At 70.1% G+C, this 19,098-nt stretch carries 21 protein-coding genes; 12 read left to right on the top strand and 9 right to left on the bottom strand.

Annotated elements, in window-relative coordinates:
* The first annotated feature begins 35 nt into the window (after positions 1 to 35).
* Together FGM06_RS13105 and FGM06_RS13100 are read left to right on the top strand one after the other, a co-directional pair.
* Positions 36 to 1,094, top strand: coding sequence for an ornithine cyclodeaminase family protein (locus FGM06_RS13105; RefSeq protein ID WP_144799681.1), 1,059 nt, complete (start codon positions 36 to 38; stop codon positions 1,092 to 1,094).
* Positions 1,095 to 1,156: 62 nt separating this feature from the next.
* Positions 1,157 to 1,771 carry a dihydrofolate reductase gene (locus tag FGM06_RS13100; RefSeq protein ID WP_144799680.1) on the top strand — a complete coding sequence of 205 codons (615 nt, stop codon included), beginning with the start codon at positions 1,157 to 1,159 and terminating at the stop codon, positions 1,769 to 1,771.
* Positions 1,772 to 1,823: 52 nt separating this feature from the next.
* Here FGM06_RS13100 and FGM06_RS13095 read toward each other — a convergent pair whose 3' ends face one another.
* The 5 genes from FGM06_RS13095 to gatB all read right to left on the bottom strand — a co-directional run bounded on the left by FGM06_RS13095 (position 1,824) and on the right by gatB (position 5,583).
* Positions 1,824 to 2,606: an RlmE family RNA methyltransferase gene (locus tag FGM06_RS13095; protein WP_144799679.1), complete on the bottom strand. Its 783-nt coding sequence runs from the start codon at positions 2,604 to 2,606 to the stop codon at positions 1,824 to 1,826.
* A 169-nt stretch (positions 2,607 to 2,775) separates the two neighbouring features.
* A complete protein-coding gene (locus FGM06_RS13090; RefSeq protein WP_144799678.1) occupies positions 2,776 to 3,225 on the bottom strand; it encodes a hypothetical protein in 450 nt (149 codons plus the stop codon).
* A gap of 81 nt (positions 3,226 to 3,306) precedes the next feature.
* Positions 3,307 to 3,843: a GNAT family N-acetyltransferase gene (locus tag FGM06_RS13085; RefSeq protein WP_394348619.1), complete on the bottom strand. Its 537-nt coding sequence runs from the start codon at positions 3,841 to 3,843 to the stop codon at positions 3,307 to 3,309.
* Positions 3,840 to 4,088 carry a ubiquitin-like small modifier protein SAMP2 gene (gene samp2, locus FGM06_RS13080; RefSeq protein ID WP_144799677.1) on the bottom strand — a complete coding sequence of 83 codons (249 nt, stop codon included), beginning with the start codon at positions 4,086 to 4,088 and terminating at the stop codon, positions 3,840 to 3,842. The genes FGM06_RS13085 and samp2 overlap by 4 nt, the downstream gene beginning before the upstream one ends.
* 7 nt (positions 4,089 to 4,095) lie before the next feature.
* Positions 4,096 to 5,583: an Asp-tRNA(Asn)/Glu-tRNA(Gln) amidotransferase subunit GatB gene (gene gatB / locus FGM06_RS13075; RefSeq protein WP_144799676.1), complete on the bottom strand. Its 1,488-nt coding sequence runs from the start codon at positions 5,581 to 5,583 to the stop codon at positions 4,096 to 4,098.
* A 532-nt stretch (positions 5,584 to 6,115) separates the two neighbouring features.
* On the opposite strand from gatB, the gene FGM06_RS13070 reads away from it, so the two are divergent.
* Together FGM06_RS13070 and FGM06_RS13065 are read left to right on the top strand one after the other, a co-directional pair.
* A complete protein-coding gene (locus tag FGM06_RS13070; RefSeq protein ID WP_144799675.1) occupies positions 6,116 to 6,811 on the top strand; it encodes a phosphoribosyltransferase in 696 nt (231 codons plus the stop codon).
* A 9-nt stretch (positions 6,812 to 6,820) separates the two neighbouring features.
* Positions 6,821 to 7,462, top strand: coding sequence for an HD domain-containing protein (locus tag FGM06_RS13065; RefSeq protein WP_144799674.1), 642 nt, complete (start codon positions 6,821 to 6,823; stop codon positions 7,460 to 7,462).
* A gap of 25 nt (positions 7,463 to 7,487) precedes the next feature.
* Here the strand turns inward: FGM06_RS13065 and FGM06_RS13060 are convergent, their stop codons facing one another.
* From FGM06_RS13060 to FGM06_RS13050, 3 genes are all read right to left on the bottom strand, one after another.
* Positions 7,488 to 8,297: a nucleoside phosphorylase gene (locus FGM06_RS13060; RefSeq protein WP_144799673.1), complete on the bottom strand. Its 810-nt coding sequence runs from the start codon at positions 8,295 to 8,297 to the stop codon at positions 7,488 to 7,490.
* A gap of 38 nt (positions 8,298 to 8,335) precedes the next feature.
* Positions 8,336 to 8,941 carry a class I SAM-dependent methyltransferase gene (locus tag FGM06_RS13055; protein WP_144799672.1) on the bottom strand — a complete coding sequence of 202 codons (606 nt, stop codon included), beginning with the start codon at positions 8,939 to 8,941 and terminating at the stop codon, positions 8,336 to 8,338.
* Between the two features lie 138 nt (positions 8,942 to 9,079).
* Positions 9,080 to 9,814 (bottom strand): helix-turn-helix domain-containing protein, encoded by a 735-nt coding sequence (locus FGM06_RS13050; RefSeq protein WP_144799671.1) that lies wholly within the window; start codon positions 9,812 to 9,814, stop codon positions 9,080 to 9,082.
* 88 nt (positions 9,815 to 9,902) lie between these two features.
* Between FGM06_RS13050 and FGM06_RS13045 the strand changes: the two genes are divergently transcribed.
* The 4 genes from FGM06_RS13045 to FGM06_RS13030 all read left to right on the top strand — a co-directional run bounded on the left by FGM06_RS13045 (position 9,903) and on the right by FGM06_RS13030 (position 14,313).
* Positions 9,903 to 11,015: an MBL fold metallo-hydrolase gene (locus tag FGM06_RS13045; protein ID WP_144799961.1), complete on the top strand. Its 1,113-nt coding sequence runs from the start codon at positions 9,903 to 9,905 to the stop codon at positions 11,013 to 11,015.
* A gap of 3 nt (positions 11,016 to 11,018) precedes the next feature.
* Positions 11,019 to 12,308 (top strand): MFS transporter, encoded by a 1,290-nt coding sequence (locus tag FGM06_RS13040; protein ID WP_144799670.1) that lies wholly within the window; start codon positions 11,019 to 11,021, stop codon positions 12,306 to 12,308.
* Between the two features lie 145 nt (positions 12,309 to 12,453).
* Positions 12,454 to 13,863, top strand: coding sequence for an FAD-dependent oxidoreductase (locus FGM06_RS13035; RefSeq protein ID WP_144799669.1), 1,410 nt, complete (start codon positions 12,454 to 12,456; stop codon positions 13,861 to 13,863).
* 186 nt (positions 13,864 to 14,049) lie between these two features.
* On the top strand, positions 14,050 to 14,313 hold the full coding sequence (locus FGM06_RS13030; RefSeq protein ID WP_144799668.1) for a hypothetical protein: 264 nt from the start codon (positions 14,050 to 14,052) through the stop codon (positions 14,311 to 14,313).
* Positions 14,314 to 14,490: 177 nt separating this feature from the next.
* On the opposite strand, the gene FGM06_RS13025 is transcribed toward FGM06_RS13030, so the two are convergent.
* Complete coding sequence (locus FGM06_RS13025; protein ID WP_144799667.1) at positions 14,491 to 15,951, bottom strand: HD domain-containing protein; 1,461 nt, start codon at positions 15,949 to 15,951, stop codon at positions 14,491 to 14,493.
* Positions 15,952 to 16,061: 110 nt separating this feature from the next.
* Between FGM06_RS13025 and FGM06_RS13020 the strand changes: the two genes are divergently transcribed.
* The 4 genes from FGM06_RS13020 to mtnP all read left to right on the top strand — a co-directional run bounded on the left by FGM06_RS13020 (position 16,062) and on the right by mtnP (position 18,850).
* Positions 16,062 to 16,271: a hypothetical protein gene (locus FGM06_RS13020; protein WP_144799666.1), complete on the top strand. Its 210-nt coding sequence runs from the start codon at positions 16,062 to 16,064 to the stop codon at positions 16,269 to 16,271.
* Positions 16,271 to 17,266 carry a YeiH family protein gene (locus FGM06_RS13015; protein ID WP_144799665.1) on the top strand — a complete coding sequence of 332 codons (996 nt, stop codon included), beginning with the start codon at positions 16,271 to 16,273 and terminating at the stop codon, positions 17,264 to 17,266. Before FGM06_RS13020 ends, FGM06_RS13015 begins: the two co-directional genes overlap by 1 nt.
* 161 nt (positions 17,267 to 17,427) lie before the next feature.
* Positions 17,428 to 17,889, top strand: a complete 462-nt coding sequence (locus tag FGM06_RS13010; protein ID WP_144799664.1) for an SRPBCC family protein — start codon at positions 17,428 to 17,430, stop codon at positions 17,887 to 17,889.
* A 94-nt stretch (positions 17,890 to 17,983) separates the two neighbouring features.
* Positions 17,984 to 18,850 (top strand): S-methyl-5'-thioadenosine phosphorylase, encoded by an 867-nt coding sequence (gene mtnP / locus FGM06_RS13005; RefSeq protein ID WP_144799663.1) that lies wholly within the window; start codon positions 17,984 to 17,986, stop codon positions 18,848 to 18,850.
* Positions 18,851 to 19,098: the final 248 nt, after the last annotated feature.

The following is a 19,098-nucleotide window of genomic DNA, read 5'->3' as shown; positions in this document are numbered from 1 at the left end:
CAGGGTTCAAGTACCCGACCGGCAAAGCTTGCGACATGCAGACGCTGCTTCTCAACGCCGACGACGTCGACGAGAACGCCCGCATGGACCGCGTCATCGACGCGGTGCGCGGCGCGTTCACGGCCTACGAGCGCGGGAACGCGAAGATGCCCGCGAAGTCGTACATCGACCTCCCGGAGTACAACGGCGACTTCCGGTCGATGCCCGCCTACCTCGACGTCAGGACCGAGGACACCGCCGAGGAGACCGGCTGGGACGCGGCCGGGATCAAGTGGGTGAACGTCCACACCGACAACCCCGCCGACCACGACCTCCCGACCGTGATGGGGACGATGATCTACTCCGACCCCGAGACGGCGTTCCCGCTCGCGATCCTCGACGGCACGACGCTCACGATGAAGCGCACGGGCGCGGCCGCCGCGGTCGCCACCGACCACCTCGCGGTCCCCGACGCGACCTCGCTCGGGATCGTCGGCGCGGGCGTCCAGTCGTACACGCAGCTGGAGGCCATCTCGGAGGTGCGCGACATCGAGGAGGTCGTGGTCAGCGACCTCGACGAGGAGCGCGTCGCCCGCTTCGTCGACGCCTTCGACGACCGGTTCGACGTCAGGGGCGGCTCGATCAGCGAGGCCGGCCACTGCGACGTGCTCTCGACGGTGACGCCCGTCGAGGACCCCGTCGTCGGCCTCGACGACGTCGGCGATCACACCCACGTCAACGCGATGGGCGCCGACGCGGCGGGGAAACACGAGCTGGCGGACGAGCTCCTGCTCGACGCCACGGTCGTCATCGACGACCGCGAGCAGTGCACCCACTCCGGCGAGATCAACGTCCCGTACGCGGCGGGGACGCTCACGGACGACGACATCTACGGCGAGATCGGCGAGATCGTCGTCGGCACCCGCCCCGGTCGCGCGGGGATCGACGCCGGCGGGAACGCCCCCGGCACGGGCGCGGATGGCGTCACGGGCGTCACCGTCTTCGACTCCACCGGGCTCGCGATCCAAGACGTCGCGGCCGCCCGCGTCGTCTACGAGCAGGCCGACGAGGTCGACAACGGGTACCCGTTCGATCTGCTCGGACTGGCCGAATAGCCGCGGTCCCGACGCAGCACCCTCGCCGACCGCTTTTTACCGCCGCCGTCCCTATCGCTCCCGTGCAACTCGTCAGCGTCGCGGCGCTCGCGGAGAACCGGGTGATCGGGAACGACGGCGGCGTCCCGTGGCCGGCCCTCCCCGAGGATGTCCGTCAGTACCGCGAACGCGTCGCCGACTCGCCCGTCGTCTTGGGCCGCCGAACCTTCGAATCCATGCGCGGCGACCTCCCCGGACGCCGGCAGATCGTCGTGAGCCGCAGCCTCGACGCGATCGACGAGCCGACCGCGGTCGTCGCCGGCGACGCGGACGCGGCGATCGATCTCGCCCGCGTGCTCGTCGGCGAACCTCCCGCTTCGGGTGCGATCGACGGCGTCGCCGGCGAGTCGCACGCCGCCGTCGACGTCGCCGGCGAGACGGCGCCCGTCGGAACGGGACCGGCCGACGACGTTACGGACGCCGACCCCGACGCCCCCGTCTACGTCCTCGGCGGCGGGGCGATATACGAGCTGTTCCAGCCGCGCGTCGACCGGATGGTCCTCAGCCACGTCGACGGCGCCTACGAGGGCGACACCCGGTTCCCGGCGTGGGACGAGACGGAGTGGCGCGTGGTCGACGAGACGGAGTACGAGGGGTTCACCCTCCGCGAGTGGGTCCGGCGCGCGGACGCGGCCTGAGGCCGACGCGTCCTGAGGCCGATACGTCGCCGGTCGTCTGCGAACGTGACAGCTACTCGTCGTCGCCGTCCACGCGCTCGGCGAAGCCGAACCGCGGCTTCGCCTCGTCGATCTCGACCGTCAGCGTCTCGCCGACCGCGGCGTCGGGGACGAAGAGGGAGTACCCCTCGACGTACGCGATCCCGTCGCCCTCGTCGCCGAGCTCCTCGATCGTCACCTCAAGCCGGTCGCCCGCCTCGACGGGGGCCGTGTTGAGCCCTTTGGCGACGAGGTACACCTCCGAGGAGGAGTCGCGGGAGGCCGGCGGGGAGACGGTCCGGAGGTACTCGAACTCGGCGCGTACGTCCTCGCGGAAGGCGTCTAAGTCCTCGCCCTGGAACGCCTTCACGACGAAGTCGCCGCCGGGGGCGAGCAGCTCCTCGGCCACGTCGAACGCCTGCCTGGCGAGGTGGATCGACCGGGCGTGGTCGAGCGCGTACTCGCCGGTCATGTTCGGCGCCATGTCGGAGAGCACCACGTCGGCGCCGCGCTCCCCGACCGCCTCGCGGAGGTAGTGACGGGTGCGCTCCTCGGTCATGTCGCCGCGGATCGTCTCCACGTCGTGCTCCTCGAGGTCGTCGATGCGCTGGAGGTCGACGCCGACGACGGTCCCCGACTCGCCGACCTCCTCGGCGGCGACCTGGAGCCACCCGCCCGGCGCGGCACCGAGGTCGACGACGGTGTCGCCGCGCTCGAACAGGTCCGCGTCCTCGTCGAGCTGTTTCAGCTTGTAGGAGGCCCGACTCCGGTACCCCTGCTGTTTCGACCGGTTGTAGTACTCGTCTTTTCCGCTCATGCGTCTCCCACCACTGATCGCGGCCCAGTGCTCGTCGAAACCGCTGGCGAATCGGCGTTCATGCCCGGAACGACGGGGTCGACCCGGAAATGGACATCGGATGCGAGCTCCCCTCCGGACCGACGCGCCCCGAAACGGATGTGCGCCCCGAAACGGACGCGGACTCCGGTCAGTCGTCCGAGCGTCGCAGCCGCGCCACCGCTCGTCCGATCCGGGACGCGACCGCCGCCAGCGGTCCCCGATCCGTGGCCTCCCTCTCCGCGGGAGCCTCCGCTCCGCTCTCGCGGTCGGCCTCCGACCGCTCTCTGACGATCGTCTCGTAGCTGTCGATGACCTGCTGCCGCTGCCGTTCCTCCGACTCGACGGCTCGTTCGAGCGCTTCCACCTCCGCTTCGAGCGCCTCCATCTCGTCCGTGAGCGCGGTCACCCGCTCGTCGAGCACTTCGCGTTCGGCCGCGAGCGCGGCGATGCGGACGCGGTGGTGATAGTCGGAACGGGGGTCGCTGTCCGGGCGAACGCCCGCGGTCGCGCTCGGTCTGCGCTGCCGACCGTCCTCGGGGTCCGCCGTCTCGACGTCGATACCACCGGACGTCTCGGATGAGCCGGATGTAGAGGGCATTCTTTGAGCAAGATATGAGTACACATACCACGCGGAAAAAGGTCAGTCAGCCGCGAGTCGGACGCACCGCTTGCGCGCGGTTCACGTCGGCTCGCGCCCGTTTACCGACGCCCGCCCCGCGAGGCGGTCCGATCCGCCCGCCGCGGTGTCGTCCGCGTCGTCGACGGGTCGGACCGCGAATCCGAGTCCCTCGTAGAAATCCCGCAGGCCGGCCTCGAACGCCGCGGTGACGACCGCGACCGCGGCGTCGCGCTCGGCGCGCCGGACCGCCGCGGCGACGAGCGCGGAGCCGACTCCGCGACCGCGACGCGCCCGCCGGACGGCCACGGCGTCGACGTGGAGCCGCCCCGGCTCGGGGCGCGTCGCGACCAGCGCGCCGACGACCGCGCCCGTCCGTTCGAATCTGGCGACGAGCGCGTCGCCCGCGTCGATCGCGGCGTCGACCGTCTCGGCCTCCGTCTCCAGCATCGCGGCGTCGAGCACGCGGAGGACGTCGAGCCGGTCGTCGGGGTCGGCGGGCCCGATCGCGAACCCGTCGGGGGCCGATGTTGCGAGGTCGTCGACGTCGTCCGCGTCGTCCGCTTCGCCCGCTTCGTCCGCATTGCGCTCCCCGCTCACGCGCCGTCGTCCGTCGCGGTTCGGTCCCGCACGCCGCCGTCCGTCGCGCCGCCTTTTATCAGCCGGAGCAGTCGGACCTCGTCGGCGTCGACGACGCGGTCGCCGGGGACCGGGGAGCCGTCGACGAGGACCGACGCCTCCTGCGGGTGGTACCCCGTCTCGCGGATGAGATCCGCGTAGGTCGCGTCGTCGGCGAGGTCGACCTCGCGGGTCCCCTCGCCGACGACCTCGACGGCGACGTTCATCGGGGACTTACCCGTCCAGCCGCTCGCGGAGCAGCCCGTTCACCTCGCCGGGGTCGGCGCTGCCGCCCGTCTCCTGCATCACCTGACCGACGAGGAAGTTGATCGCTCCCTCGTCGCCGTCGTGGTAGTCGGCGACCGCGTCGGGATTGTCGTCGATTGCGGCGTCGACGGCGGTCTCGACCTCTCCAGATTCGGCGACGCCGAGCCCCTCGCGTTCGATGACCGTCTCGGGGTCCTCGCCCGCGTCGAGCATCTCGCGCAGGACGACCTCCTCGGCGTTCTTCACCGTGAGCTCCCCGGCGTCGACCAGCTCGATCAGGCGCGTGAACTCGTCGAGGCGCCCCTCGACGTCCGTGATCGCCATCTCGCGGTAGTTCAGCTCGCCGAGCAGGTTGTCGGCGACCCACGTCGCGGCGAGGTCGGGGTCGAACGACTCGGCGACGTCCTCGAAGAAGTCGGCGACCGCCTTCGTCGAGGTGAGCTTCGAGGCGGACTCGCGGTCGAGTCCGTACTCCTCGCGGAAGCGCTCGCGGCGGGCGTCCGGCAGCTCCGGGATCGGAATTCGCGCCTTCCAGTCCGACACCTCCAGCGCGGGGAGGTCCGCCTCCCGGAAGTAGCGGTAGTCCTTCTCGGCCTCCTTCGAGCGCATCGAGACGGTGACCCCGCGCGCCTCGTCCCAGTGGCGGGTCTCCTGTTCGATCTCGCGGCCGCGCCGGAGCACGTTCTCCTGGCGGGTGACCTCGTACGCGAGCGCCTGCTCGGCGCCCTTGTGGCTGGAGATGTTCTTCACCTCCGCGCGGTTCACGTCCGCGAGGGCCTCGTCGGTGATCGTCCCGTCGTCGTCGACCTCCTCTTCCGGGACTAAGGAGACGTTGGCGTCGACGCGCAGGCTCCCGTCGCGGGTCGGGTCGAAGACGCCGAGATATTCGAGGACCTCTTCGAGCTTCGCGAGGAACGCCCGGGTCTCCGCGGGCGACCGGAAGTCGGGCTCCGTGACGATCTCCATCAGGGGCGTCCCGGCGCGGTTGTAGTTGACGAGCGTGTGCGTCGCCGACTCGATGGAGCCGCCGGCGTGCTGGAGGCTTCCGGGGTCCTCCTCTAAGTGCGCCCGGGTGATCCCGATGGTCCGGGGCTCGCTGTCGACGCGCACCTCCAGCTCCCCTGACTGGCAGATCGGGGCGTCGTACTGGGTGAGCTGGAAGTTCTTCGGCAGGTCGGGGTAGTAATAGTTCTTCCGGTGGAACGTCGTCGTCTCGGGGATGTCGGCGTCGATCGCCTTCCCCACCTTCACGGCGGCCTCGACGGCGCCCTCGTTGAGGACCGGCAGCGCGCCCGGCAGGCCGAGGCAGGTCGGACACGTGCGCGTGTTCGGTTCTTCGTCCGCCTCGGGCTCCGTCGAACAGCCGCAGAAGATTTTCGTGTCGGTCTCGAGCTGGACGTGGACCTCCAGCCCGATCACGACCGTCCGCTCCTCCGTCGCGGCCTGAGTGCTCATTACCGACCCGTTGCGGGCGGGTCACCTAAATCGTGTCGGGACCGATACGATGCGTAATCGAGTCTAGTCGGCGTGATTTCTGAAATTTGTTTTCGCGGTTCCCGGCGATGCGCCACTGTTGCTAACACGGTGAAGGTCTTCAAAGCCCCAGCCGCTTACTTATAAATCGTTGACAGCGGATCGACACTGAACACCTCCAAAGCCCCAGCCGGGAGGGCAACGCACACTCGCTGCGCGCCTCACTCGGTCGCTGACGCTCCCTCGTTGCGGTGCTTGCGTCGTCTGCGTTGCCCTCCCGGCTGCCCCTTTGAGTCCCGCCCCGCACTGCAACCGCGCCTCACGCCTCCCCAGCCTCGCGGCTCCCTTCGGTCGCCGCGTCCCTCGCGCGCGCTCCTCGCGGGCCGATGGCCCGCTCGGAGGCGCACGCCACCGCCGTAACCCTGCGCGGACCAGTGTGGGGATCGTCGCCGTCTCCTCCCCTCCGGCAGCGTTGCTAAACCCTTATGAGCGCGCGGGTGGGAGGAACGGCCGTATGAGCGACCTCCCGGACGACTTCGACTGCACCCTCACCAACTGGGAGTACATCTACGGGCTCTGCCGCAACGTCTCGAACGCGGTGAAACGGGCCGACTTCGAGCCGGACATGGTCGTCGCGCTGGCCCGCGGCGGCTGGTTCGCGGGGCGGTGCGTCTGCGACTTCCTCGGGCTCAACGACCTGACGAGCCTCAAGATGGAACACTACGTCGGGACCGCCGAGAAGAGCGGAGAGCCCCAGATCCGCTACCCGATGCCGGAGGGGAGCGTCGAGGGGAAGAACGTCCTGATCATCGACGACATCGCGGACACCGGCGGCTCGATCCGCCGCGCCGAGGAGTACGTCCGGGACCGCGACGCCGCCGAGATCCGCACCGCGACGCTCCAGCTGCTCGGCACCTCCGAGTTCCAGCCGGACTTCGTCGGCGAGCGCCTCGAACAGTGGACGTGGGTCGTCTACCCGTGGAACTTCCTCGAGGACATGATCGACCTCACCGAGGGGGCGATGGAGCGCGCCGACCAGGACGCCTTCGACCGCGAGGACGTCCGCCACTACCTCGAGGAGTACCACAGCATCGGCCGCATCGAGATGGAGGTCGCCCAGCCCGGCCGCCTCGACGAGGTGCTCGACGAGATGGTCCGCCGCGACGTGGCCGTCGCCGCCGGGGACGACGCCTGGCGACTCGCCGAGTAGCCGCCAGCGATGCCGGGAGACGAATCGAAATCCGATCCCGAACTCGCCCTCGACGCCCTCCTCGACGCCTACGCGCTCAAAGACGAGCGGCGCACGGGCTGGCAGCTCCGCGGCGTCGACGAGCCCGAGTCGGTCGCCGCGCACGCGTGGGGCGTCGCCTACCTCGTCTTAGCCCTCGGCGACCGATTCCGCGAGGACCTCCCCGGGCTCGACCTCGACCGCGCGCTCCGGCTCGCCGTGGTCCACGACGTCGCCGAGGCGGAGACGGGCGACGTCGCGACGCGCGCCGACTCGACCGCGGACCCGGTGGACCGGGCCGCGAAGGAGGCCGCCGAGCGCGAGGCGATGCGCGACCTCGCCGGCCCGCTCCCCGACCGCGTCCGCGACGCGTGGGAGGCGTACGAGGCCCGCGGCTCGCCGGAGGCCGTGCTCGTCAAGGAGTGCGACCTGCTCGACGTCTGCCTGCAGGCGGTGGTCTACGAGTGCGACGCCCGGTACGACCCCGCCGCCGGCGAGCCGGACGCCTTCCGCGAGTACGACGACCTCGACGAGTTCTTCGCGACGACGGAACCCCGCCTGCGAACCGCGACCGGAAGGGCGCTGTTCGATCGCCTCCGCGACCGGTACCGGGGCGCTCGCGACGGGGCGTGAGCGCCCCGGTCGGCTCCGAGGGCGCTCAGTCCGATCCGCGCCAGGCCGCGGCGGCCGCGTCGATCGCCTCCAGGGCGTCTCGGCTGCCGTCCGCCTCCCCCTTCTCGAAGTCCTCCTCGGTCTGCCCCATCTGGTTGGTCACGTGCGCGAAGCAGACGACCGGCCGGTCCCGAGCCTCCGCGAACGCGTATAGCGCCGCCGCCTCCATCTCCACCGCGAGCACCCCCTCGGACCGGGCGCGTTCGATCGCGGTCTCAGTCTCCCGGAAGGGGGCGTCCGTCGTCCACGTCGCGCCAGCGTACACCGGCCGAGACACCGATTCGCACGCCCGCTCGACCGAGTCTCGGAGGTCGGGATCGAGGCGCGCGTACCGACCCGACGACCGGTAGTGATGACTCGTCCCCTCGTCCCGGAGCGCGCGCTCGATGAGCACGAAGTAGGGAGGGTCGTCCCTCGGGACGATCCGCCCCGAGGAGGTGACGCTCACGAGGAGCTCGCAGCCGGCGGCGAACAGCTGCTCCGCGACGAGGACGGCGAACGAGGCCCCGACGGCGCGCCCCACGATCCCGAACTCCTCGCCGTCCCGTTCGAACCGATAGAGGTCGGTGTGGTAGCCCGGCCACGTCTCGTCCTCCCGCGCCGCGCCCGTGGCCGCCAACTGGCGGACGACGTCCCCGTCCGGGTCGAGCACGCAGATATCCGGGACCGGCCGCTCCGGGAGATCCTTCTGCCGTCGGGCGTTCTCCATGAGGGCCTCCGGCGCGAAGACGGACGGCTCGTCGAACGCCTTCGCCTCGAAGAGCGGGGACGCGTCCGAGTCGGACGGGTCGGTCATGTACCGGCGTTCGCGGAACCGACGAAAGGGTGTTGCGGTCAGTCGACCGGCTCGCCGACGACCGCCGCGATCGCCGCGGTCTCCGGGTCGCTGCTCTCGAACACCTCTTCGCCGGAGACTCCCAGGAAGTACTCCCGCTCGCCGTCGACGCGTTCCAGTATCCGCTCCGTCAGGGCCGCCGAGTCGCGGTGGACCATCCGCCGGAAGTACGAGCCCTCTCGCCGCAGGTTCGACCGGACGTACTCGGAGCGCGTGTTCAACACGAGCGCGACGAAGGTCCCGTCCGACGCGAGGACGCGGGTCGCCTCGCTCAGCGCCGCCTCGGCGTCGGGGAGGAACTCGAGCGTCGAGACGAAGACCACGGCGTCGACCGACCCGGTCGCGACCGGCAGCGCGGTCGCGTCACCGAGGACGAACGGCGCGTCGACCCGGTCCCGCGCCGTCCGGACCATCGCCGCCGACCGGTCGAGTCCGATCATATCGCGGCCGGGGACTCGCTCCTCGAGCGACCCGATGCCGCACCCGACGTCCAGCGCCCGGTCGCCCGCGGCGACGTGTCGGCGCACGTACATCGCTTCGCGGTCCATGACGGCGCTCCCGAACTCGCTGTCGCAGAACCGGACGAAGCTCTCGACGTCGCTCACGGCGCGGCCCCCTCGGAGACGCGCGTTCGTCGACCTTCGATGCGCCGAGCGGTCGCGAGACCGCGCTCCGGTGTGGTTCTCGTAGTCATCGTGTCTTGAGGTTCCGTCTCTCGGCGGTCTCGGTGTGCTAACGGCGGACTAATCGGCGGCACGTTCGGCCCGACGGGTTTCCTCTACCTCCAGCGGGTCGCCCGTCGACGTCGCGGTGACCAGTCGCAGGTACTGTCCCGCGCTCGTGAGCAGCTTGTTCTCCGCCTTCCGGAGGTGTTCCTCGTACGTCGAGCGAGCGACGGCCGTCTGGTCGGCGAGCTCCCGCAGCGAGGTCTTCCGCGGCTGGGTGTAGTAGCCGCGCTCCAGCGCCAACTGGAGCGCCGCCAACTGTCGGTCGGTGATACCCTCGAACAGCTGGTTGGCCGGCGCCAGCATGCTGTGCGGGACCTGCTGTTCCGAGATCGAGGTCTTCGAGAGCAGTTCGATCTCCCTGTCGGCCCGCAGGTCGTCGAGCAGCTCCCGGACGTCCGCGTCGTCGAACGCGACCACCGTGTAGTGCTCCCAGCCCTGCCGGTAGATCGTCGGCGACTGATACAGGCAGTTGTGCGCCTCGAAGCGGTCGATGACGGACTCCTCGAGCGAACAGAGGCAGGACTGCGTGACGACGTGGTACCCGTCGTCGTCCTCGGACTCGTGGAGGACGGTCCCGAGCCGGTCGATGTCGTCGAGCAGCGCGTCCGTCGGGGTCGTCTCCGTCGTGATCTCGAGCACCTGGCAGTCGCTCAGCGGCCACTCGCGTATCGTGAGATCCGGGTGCCGCTCCGATATCTCCCGGTACGGACACTCGTGTTTGACCCGGACGGAGGCCTCGTACAGACTCATCGAGCGGATTTGGGCCCTCTCCGGATTAATAGTGCCGGTCATGTCCGGCAGCGACCGTATCCTCCCGTCCGCGCTATTCAAGAGTACGATGCAGGAGCTATCGCCGGACGCGCTCGGTGAACAGCTGCGAAACGACGAGGAGGGCCCGCTCGTCCTCGACATCCGCCACGAGGCGGAGTTCGAGGAGTGGCACGTCCCGGGCAGCGTCAACGTCGACGTGTACGACGAGCTGACCGGCGACCCCGACCGCGCCAAGCCGGCGCTCTCGGAGCTCCCCGAGGGCTCGGAGATCGTCACCGTCTGCTCCGAGGGCGTCGTCTCGCAGACCGCGACGGACGTCCTCCGCGAACTGGGCTACGACGCGGTGACGCTCGCCGACGGGATGAGCGGGTGGAGCCGCGTCCACCGGCACGCCGAGGTGCCGGTCGACCTCGACGGCGCGCTCGTTCAGATCGCGCGCCCGGGAAAGGGCTGTCTCTCGCACGTCCTCGTCTCGGACGGCGAGGCCGCCGTCTTCGACCCGTCGCACTACCTCGACGAGTACGACGCGGTCCTCGACGAGTACGACGCGGAGCTCGTCGGCGTCTTCGACACGCACGCCCACGCCGACCACGTCTCGGGCGCCGCGGCGCTCGCCGACCGCCACGGCGTCCCCTACTCCCTCCACTCGAAGGACGCGCTCGCGCTCGACGCGACGCCGATCGAGGACGGTCAGGTCGTGACCGTCGGCGGGCTCGCCGTCGAGGCCATCCACACGCCCGGACACAGCGAGGGAAGCGTCTCGTTCGACGTCGGCGGCGCGGCGCTGCTCACGGGGGACACCCTGTTCCACGACAGCGTCGGCCGCGTCGAGCTCGGCGTCGAGGCCGGCATCGAGGACTCCGACGTCGAGGGGAACGCCGCGACGCTGTACGAGAGCCTCCGGCGGCTGCTGGACCGACCGGACGACGCGGTCGTGCTCCCGGCGCACGATCCCGGCTCGCCGGAGCCGCCGGTAGCCGCGACGCTCGGCGAGGTCAAGAGCCGGAACGCGGACCTCGGTCGCGACCGCGAGGCGTTCGTCGCGGAGCTCGCGTCGGACGTCCCGGACCACCCGCCGAACTTCGAGCGCGTCAAGCGCGCGAACGTGGGCCAGGAGTCGATTCCGGTAGACGAACTGGCCGAGCTGGAGCTGGGGCCGAACAACTGCGCGGCCGAGTGACCCATGAGCACGGCAACCGATATCAAACAGGGAATCCGCGAACACCTCGGTCAGTTCTCCCTCCACGTCCTGCTCGTCTTCGCGACCGGACTGACCATCGGGTCCGAGCGCACCGTCGTCCCCGCGCTGGGCGAGGACGTCCTCGGCGTCGAGTCGTTCCTCGTGATCGGCTCGTTCGTCGTCTCCTTCGGGATCGTGAAGTCGATCCTCAACCTCTACGCCGGGAAGTGGGGCGAGGAGTACGGCCGCAAGCCCGTGCTCGTCGCCGGGTGGGTCACGGCGCTCCCCCTACCGGTCATCCTCATCTTCGCCCCGAGCTGGGGCTGGATCACCGTCGGGAACGTCCTGCTGGGCGTCAACCAAGCGCTGACGTGGAGCATGGCGATCAACGCCAAGATCGACCTCGCGGGCCCCGACCAGCGCGGCCTCGCGGTCGGTATCGACGAGTCGTTCGGTTACACCGGCGTGGCCGTCGGCGCTTGGGTCACGGGCGTCATCGCCAGCCGGTGGAGCCTCCGTCCGGAGCCGTTCTACTTCCTGGCGATCGTCGTGGTCCTGGCGTTCCTCATCTCGGTCTTCCTGATCAAGGAGACCGTCCAGTACGCGGAGGCCGAGGGCGACGACGACGCTCGCGACGCGAACCTCCCGTTCAAGGAGGTGGTAAAGCGGGCGACCTACGGCGACCGGACGCTGTTCGCGGCGGCGCAGGCCGGTCACATCGAGAACTTCGTCGACACGCTGTTCTGGATCGCCGTCCCGCTGTACCTGCTGAATCAGGGGCTCGGTATCGCGGCGGTCGGGGCGGTGGTCGGCGTCCACAGCGCGATGTACTTCCTGCAGATCGGTACCGGCGGGCTCGCGGACCGGATCGGCCGCCGGCCGCCGGTTATCGCCGGGATGTTCCTGGCCGGCGCGGGCGTGCTCGGGATGGTGCTCGTCGAAGGGTACCTCGCGTGGGCCACGCTGGCCGGCGTCTCCGGGCTGGGAATGGCGCTGCTGTATCCGAACCTGATGACCGTCCCGAGCGACGCGTCCCACCCGACCTGGCGGTCGGCCGGGATGGGGGTCTACCGGATGTGGCGGGACTCGGGCTACGCCGTCGGCGCGGTCCTGATCGGGCTCTCGATGGAGTTCGTCAACGCCGAGGCAGCGTTCTATCTCACCGCCGTCCTGATGTTCCTCTCCGGCGCGGTCGTGTACGCCTGGATGGAGGAGACCCACCCCGAGTTCGGGACCCACGAGCCGCCCGCCCCCGCCTCGGAGCCGCCGGCCGGACCGACCGCGCAGGACTAGCTCGGCGGCGGTCCCGCTGAGACGGTTCGACGTTCGTCGAACCTCAAAAACGACGACTGTAGGCTCTCTCACGGCGGATTAGCGGCGAGAGATAGCAAGACCGTTAACGGCCGAGTCCGTTTCGAGGAGTGAGCTTTCATCACGCATGTCGGAACACACTGATCTTGTCATCGTCGGCGGGGGTATCAGCGGGGCGTCGCTGTTATACGCGGTCGCGAAGTTCACCGACGTCGACGACGTCACGCTGATCGAGAAGGAGCGGGAGATCGCGGCGGTGAACTCCCACCGCACGAACAACTCCCAGACGCTCCACTTCGGGGACATCGAGACGAACTACACCCTGGAGAAGGCCGAGGAGGTCAAGGAGGGTGCGGAGCTGCTCGCTGGCTACCTCGAGGGGACCGACCCCGACCGCGAGATGCACAGCAAGCGGAGCAAGATGGTGCTCGGCGTCGGCGAGGAGGAGGCGGAGAAGCTGGCGGAACGCTACCACGAGAACGGGTTCGGCGACCTCTTCCCGAAGCTTCGGGAGATCGGCCGCGAGGAGATCGCGGAGCTGGAGCCGAAGGTCGTCGAGGGCCGCGACCCGGACGTCGGGCTCACGGCGCTCCAGACGCCCGACGGCTACGTCGTCGACTACGGCGCGGTCGCGAAGTCGTTCGTCGAGGACGCCCGCGCCGAGGACGGCGTCTCCGTCCACCTCGGCACCGCGGTCGAGAACGTCGACGAGGGCCCCGACGGGTTCACCGTCGAGACCGACGACGGCGACTTCGCGGCCGACGCGGTCGTCGTCGCCGCCGGCTCCCACAGCCTCCAGTTCGCCAAGGAGATGGGGTACGGCGAGGACCTGTCGCTGCTGCCGGTCGCGGGGAGCTTCTTCCTCGCCGACGACCTGCTGAACGGGAAGGTGTACACCCTCCAGATGAAGAAGCTCCCGTTCGCGGCGGTCCACGGCGACGCCGACGTCCACGACCAGGGGGTCACCCGGTTCGGCCCCACGGCGAAGCTCGTCCCGGCGCTCGAACGCGGCGAGCTCTCCACCGTGAGCGACTTCGCCGACGTGTTCGGCTTCTCCCCCGCGTCGGTCTTGAGCTACGTCAACATCCTCTCGGACCGCATCCTCTTCCCCTACGTCGTGCGCAACCTCGTGTACGACATCCCCGAGATCGGCAAGCGCGCCTTCCTCCCCGACGTCCAGAAGGTCGTGCCGAGCGTCGACGCCGGCGACATCGAGCGCGCGAAGGGGTACGGCGGCGTGCGCCCCCAGATCGTCGACACGGAGCGCAAGGAGCTCGACATGGGCGAGGCGAAGATCACCGGCGACGGGGTCCTGTTCAACATCACCCCCTCGCCCGGCGCCTCGACCGCGCTGAAGAACGCGATGACCGACGTGCGGACCGTCCTCGACTTCTTCGACGCCGACCACGAGTTCGACGAGGCGGCGTTCCGCGAGGCGACGATCGAGAACTTCCCGCGCGTCGACGACGAGGACGCCGAGGCCGACGGCCCCGGGGTGGCCGACGCCGATCGCGTCCCCGCCGAAGCCGACGACTGACTCCGGACGAGAGCGCGCGCCGCGCGAAACCGGTCGGATCTCGGTCCGACACCGTCCTCCGACGAGACGCGACGTCGCTATCCGAATTGAGCCGGATGTGACCGGCTAAAATGGGCCGAAATCGCGCTAAAATCGGCTGCAGGGCCTGCCTCCCTTTTATCCAATCACCCGCTACGTCGAGTCGCGATGTTCGAAACAGACCCGCTCACGACGGCGACGCTCGCAACCGACGCGGCGCAGGTGGCCCTGCAGGCCGGTCCGCCGGCGGACGCCGCCTCGCAGGCCCCCGCGTTCGTGCAGGAGATCCTCGCCGAGGTCGGCTCCGCCGCCGGCGACGCGGCCGGCGGCATCGGCGAGACGATCAGCGGCCTGACCCCCGGCGGAAGCGACGCTGCCGAGGGCGCGGGCGAGGCCGCCGGCGCTGCCGCGGGGAACGCCCCCGGTCGATAACGACCGCTTTCCTGACCGCTCGGGTTCCTCCTCACTGACACCGCTCCCCCCGTTGACCTCGTTCGGCCTTCCCCCCGCTGACAACGCCCACCGATCGTTTTCGCGTCGGCCGCGACGTTCGTTTCCCGCCGTTCGAGCCATTCTTAAAATCCGGAGATCGGCGACTCCCGGGCCGGGTCACGCTCGCGTCGCTTCGCCGACCTCCCGCTCGAACGCCTCCCGGAGGACGCGGATCGCCCGTCGCTTCGTCCCGTCGGGGACGAACACGAAGGGGATCGGCACGTCGAACGCGCGGTCGCCGTACAGCCCCCAGTCGCCCACCGAGCGCGTCGTTCCGCCGTAGGCGATGGGGATGTCCTCCAGCTCGTCGGGGTCGTACGCGGGCACGTACGATCGGTCGATCCACACCTCGTGGACCGGCACGTCGAGCGCGTCGGCGAGGAGCCGCTCCAGCCGGTCGTCGCCCTCGGTGAGCCACGCCGTGAACTCGTCGAGGTCGGGGGCGCGGCCCCCGCCGTCGCGGTCGTCCCCGCCGTCGCCCCCGGCGCCCCGACCGCCGCCGAGGTCGCCGCCGATCCGGTCGGCGAGCGCGATCCGGTGTTTCCAGCAGGTGGCCGGGAATCGCCGCCCGCGGAACCGGTCGTACATCGACGCGAGCGTCGAGTCGGGGTGATCGCGGGCGGCGGTCCGGAGCCGTTCGAGCACCGCGTTGTCGTCCAGTTCTCTGGAGAGCACGCCGTCGACGGTAACCGGGCTCTCGCCGACCACGGTTTCGTACTCGCCGAGCAGCTCCTGGAGGAGGCGGTTGGCGTAGACGGCCTTGTGGTGTTGGGTGACCCACATGTACAGCGCGATCCGCCCCTCGAGGTAGTTGCCGATGGTCGAGAGCGCCTTCTCGGTGAGCGCCAGCCCCGCCTCGGGGTGGGCGGTGTAGGCGTCGACCATCCGGTCGACGTCGAAGCTCAACACGCCCGCGCCGGTCATGCGGTTGTCGCGGGTGATGTAGTCGAGCCGGTCGACGTCGATGGGGGAGTGGAGCAGCTGCGCGCCGACCCCGTACTGCCAGGGCGCGCCGCGCTCGTACGCGAGGCTGTAGCCGAGGACGTACGCGCACACCTCGAACGGGTCGACGTCGAACGAGCGCAGCGCGTCGCCGTACTCCTCGACGATGAGGACGCAGCCGAGCAGCTCGTGCGGGTTCGCCGACCGGAGCGGCGCGCCGCCGACGCCCGCCCGGTCGAAGGCGTCCACGAGCCCGGTGTCGACGATCCGCTCACGCAAGATTCCCTCGTCGAGGAACCCCTCGGAGAGGTGCGAGAAGGGCGGGTGGCCGACGTCGTGGAGCAGGCAGGCGCACTCCAGCGTGCGCTGGATCTCCTCTAGCTCGTCGGTCGTCGCGCCCCGCGCGAAGTACGACTGCCGGCGGAGGTTCTCGAACACGGTGCGGCCGAGGTGGTAGACGCCGAGCGAGTGCTCGAACCGCGTGTGGTTCGCCCCGGGATAGACGAGGTGGGTCGCCGAGAGCTGGCGGACGTACCGCAACCGCTGGAACGGGCGGGTGTCGACGACGCCGTCGACGAGCGCGTCCGGCAGCTCCACGTAGCCGTGCACCGGGTCCTTGATCTGTGTGGTCGGCATCCGAGCGTCCGTGAGACGACCGCCCGGAACCTGCCTCTTTCGGTCCCGGACCGGGCGCCCGCGCTGCCCGAGTCCGTTCTTATAAATACCGAGCGCGCCGACCCGCTGGCATGACAGGGGACGCCGCCGACGGACCGCGCGCCGCCGGCGAAGGCGCGGACGACGCCGGAAACCGAGCGACCGACGCGGACGACGCCCGCGGCACCGGATCGCCGATCGTCGACCGATGGACCGCGCTCGACCGGGGGTGGCAGGCGCTCGCGCTCGGACTGGGGATCGTCGCCGCCCACCTCGCGGGACAGGCCGCGGGCGTCTTCTGATGCGCGTCGTCGACGCCGCCCGGCCGTACGTCCCCGGTCTCGCGCTGCTGGCGGCCGGGGCGCTCCTCGCGAACCTCGTCGCCGGCGCGGTCCACGGGCTCCAGCCGCTCGTCGTCGCGGTCGCGCTCGGCGCGCTCGTCGGCAACGCGGTCGGGACGCCCGATCTCGCGAAGCCGGGCGTCGGGATCGACAAGCTGTTTTTAGAGACCGGGATCGTCCTGCTCGGCGCCGCGGTCGTCGTCGAGGAGTTCCTCGCCGCGGGGCCGACCGTGCTCGGCATGGTCGTCGTCGCCGTCGGCGGGGGGCTCCTGCTGGCCGAACTGATCGCGCGCGTGCTCTTCCGGCTCAACGGGACCACGCCCTCGCTTCTGGCGGCGGGCGCGAGCATCTGCGGGGTCTCCGCGGTCGTCGCGATCGGGCGCGTGCTCGACGCGCGCGGGTCGGCGATCACGTTCGCGGCGGCGACCGTGCTCCTCTTCGACGCCGTCACGCTCGTCGCGTTCCCGATCACCGGCGAGTGGCTCGGACTCACCGGGCGCCAGTTCGGCGTCTGGGCCGGCGTGAGCATGTTCTCCACCGGCCCCGTCGCGGCCGCGGGGTTCGCCCACTCGCCGGAGGCGGGCCAGTGGGCGACCGTGACGAAGCTCGCGCGCAACTCCCTGCTTGGGGGCGTCGCCGTCGCCTACTCGCTGGCGTACACGGCGCGGTCGGCGACCGAGCCGGGCGTCCGCCGACTGTGGGCGGAGTTCCCGAAGTTCCTCCTCGGCTTCCTCGCGGTCGCCGCGATCGCGAACAGCGGGCTCCTCTCGCCGGCCGTGCTGGAGTCGATCGGGCGCGTCTCGGACGCGCTGTTCACGCTGGCGTTCGTCGGCCTCGGGCTCTCGATACGGGTCCGCGAGATGCGCGAGGTCGGCGGCGCCGCCGTCGGCGCCGTCCTCGTCCACCTGCTCGTCGTGAGCGCGCTCGCGCTGGCGGCGGTGCGGTGGCTGTTGTGACCGCCGTCTCGAACGTTCTCCGCGAGGGGACGGTCTCTACGCGGTGAGCGCCCGTTTAATACCTCAGAGAGCCTATATATGTGAGTCGACCGAGGCGACTGCTCCGACACCCGTTCCGGCAGCGACCGCACCGTTCGGTTCGACGACCGAGTTGAGACAATATGACGACATTCGAGTACGAGATCGAGATCGCAGCGCCCGTCGAACGCGTCTTCGCGTTCGACAGCGCCCCCGAGAACTGGCCGCGAACGATGGCCGGTCTGCGCGATTTCGAGGTGCTGAGCGAGACCGAGACCGGGGCCGAGATGCGCGCGACGTACAAGCTGCTCGGGATCGCGACCGAGATGGAGATGGAGCTGACCGTCGTCGAACCGAACGCGGAGATCGCGGTCGCGATCGACAGCGACGGGATGCGCGGCGAAACGCGCAACCGCTACGTCGCGGGCGGCGACGGGACCCGGATCCTCCATCGGACCGAGTACGAGATGGGCGACTCGCTGCGCGACCGCCTCCTCGAACCGGTCGCGAGGCGGTACAACGAGCGCCAGCTCAGGACCCATCTGGAGAACACGAGGGACCTCATCGAGGCCGAGATCGAAGCGGAGACGGCGACGCCGGCCTGATTCGGTTCCCTCTTCGCGACGGTCGCCGCCCGCGTTCACTCACTTCCCCGCCCGCGTTCACTTCTTATAAGTAGCGAGCGGACGGAGTCCGGGTATGAGCACCATCGGCTTCATCGGCGGCAGCGGCATCTACGAGGCGCTCCCGCTGAACGACGTGCGCGAGGTGGAGTACGACACCCCTTACGGCGAGCCGAGCGACGCGATCACGATCGGGGAGTTCGCCGACACCGGGAAGGAGGTCGCCTTCCTCCCGCGGCACGGCTCCGACCACGGCGTCTCGCCCACCGACCTCCCGTATCGCGCGAACATGTACGCGCTGAAAAAGGCCGGCGTCACCCACGTCTTCGCGTCGAACGCGGTGGGGAGCCTGAAAGAGGAGTTAGCGCCCGGCACGCTCGTCGTCCCCGACCAGATCTACGACCGGACCAAGCGCCGCGACCTCTCCTTCTACGGCGACGGCGTCGTCGTCCACCAGCCGTTCGCGGACCCGTACAGCCCGGAACTCGTCGATCACCTCACCGAGGCCGCCGAATCGGCCGCGCCCGCCGACACCGGCGTCGTGAAGGGCGGCACGTACGTCTGCATCGAGGGCCCCCAGTACTCGACGCGCGCGGAGTCGGAGTTCTACAAGAGCCAAGGGTGGGACCTCGTCGGCATGACCGCGATCCCGGAGGCGAAGCTCGCCCGCGAGGCCGAGATCGCCTACGCGACGATCGCCGGCGTCACCGACTACGACGTCTGGAAGGCGGACAGCGAGGTGACGCTCGAAGAGGTGCTGGAGAACGCCGAGCAGAATCAGACGGCGATCAAGGCCGCCGTCGAGGAGGCGGTCCGAACTCTCCCGGACGACCTGGAGTGCGACGCGCACACCTCCCTCAAAGGCACCGTCAACACCCCAACCGAGGCGATCCCGGAGGATACCCGAGAGCGCGTCGAGCCGCTGCTGGGCGACTACTTATAAATCGCCGACTCCGGATTGCCGGAGAACACCGCCAAAGCCCCAACAGCGAGGACGGCGCACGCTCGCTGCGCTCCTCATTCGGTCGCTCACTTCGTTCGCTCCCTCGTTGCGGTGCTTACGTCGCCTGCGCCGTCCTCGCTGCTGCCCCTTTGCGTCCACCCCGCCCCGCACAGCACCGCACCTCACGCCTCCCCAGCCTCGTCGCTGGCGCCGACGGCGCCAGCGACTCCCTCGCGCGTGCTGACTCG

This window comes from Halorubrum depositum, assembly GCF_007671725.1.
Taxonomy (GTDB): Archaea; Halobacteriota; Halobacteria; order Halobacteriales; family Haloferacaceae; genus Halorubrum; species Halorubrum depositum.
The sequence above is the reverse complement of the archived record's forward strand: the minus strand, read 5'-3'. Positions and strand labels throughout refer to the sequence as shown.

Bases quoted from the DNA above. Each gene is read 5' to 3' on its own strand.
- FGM06_RS13050 (WP_144799671.1), bottom strand. From the start codon at position 9,814: ATGAGTCTGTACGAGGCCTCCGTCCGGGTCAAACACGAGTGTCCGTAC.
- FGM06_RS13105 (WP_144799681.1), top strand. From the start codon at position 36: ATGCAGACGCTGCTTCTCAACGCCGACGACGTCGACGAGAACGCCCGC.
- FGM06_RS13020 (WP_144799666.1), top strand. From the start codon at position 16,062: ATGACAGGGGACGCCGCCGACGGACCGCGCGCCGCCGGCGAAGGCGCG.
- FGM06_RS13025 (WP_144799667.1), bottom strand. From the start codon at position 15,951: ATGCCGACCACACAGATCAAGGACCCGGTGCACGGCTACGTGGAGCTG.
- FGM06_RS13040 (WP_144799670.1), top strand. From the start codon at position 11,019: ATGAGCACGGCAACCGATATCAAACAGGGAATCCGCGAACACCTCGGT.
- FGM06_RS13015 (WP_144799665.1), top strand. From the start codon at position 16,271: ATGCGCGTCGTCGACGCCGCCCGGCCGTACGTCCCCGGTCTCGCGCTG.
- FGM06_RS13095 (WP_144799679.1), bottom strand. From the start codon at position 2,606: ATGAGCGGAAAAGACGAGTACTACAACCGGTCGAAACAGCAGGGGTAC.
- gatB (WP_144799676.1), bottom strand. From the start codon at position 5,583: ATGAGCACTCAGGCCGCGACGGAGGAGCGGACGGTCGTGATCGGGCTG.
- FGM06_RS13010 (WP_144799664.1), top strand. From the start codon at position 17,428: ATGACGACATTCGAGTACGAGATCGAGATCGCAGCGCCCGTCGAACGC.
- FGM06_RS13065 (WP_144799674.1), top strand. From the start codon at position 6,821: ATGCCGGGAGACGAATCGAAATCCGATCCCGAACTCGCCCTCGACGCC.
- FGM06_RS13070 (WP_144799675.1), top strand. From the start codon at position 6,116: ATGAGCGACCTCCCGGACGACTTCGACTGCACCCTCACCAACTGGGAG.
- FGM06_RS13090 (WP_144799678.1), bottom strand. From the start codon at position 3,225: ATGCCCTCTACATCCGGCTCATCCGAGACGTCCGGTGGTATCGACGTC.
- FGM06_RS13045 (WP_144799961.1), top strand. From the start codon at position 9,903: ATGCAGGAGCTATCGCCGGACGCGCTCGGTGAACAGCTGCGAAACGAC.
- mtnP (WP_144799663.1), top strand. From the start codon at position 17,984: ATGAGCACCATCGGCTTCATCGGCGGCAGCGGCATCTACGAGGCGCTC.
- samp2 (WP_144799677.1), bottom strand. From the start codon at position 4,088: ATGAACGTCGCCGTCGAGGTCGTCGGCGAGGGGACCCGCGAGGTCGAC.
- FGM06_RS13060 (WP_144799673.1), bottom strand. From the start codon at position 8,297: ATGACCGACCCGTCCGACTCGGACGCGTCCCCGCTCTTCGAGGCGAAG.
- FGM06_RS13035 (WP_144799669.1), top strand. From the start codon at position 12,454: ATGTCGGAACACACTGATCTTGTCATCGTCGGCGGGGGTATCAGCGGG.
- FGM06_RS13030 (WP_144799668.1), top strand. From the start codon at position 14,050: ATGTTCGAAACAGACCCGCTCACGACGGCGACGCTCGCAACCGACGCG.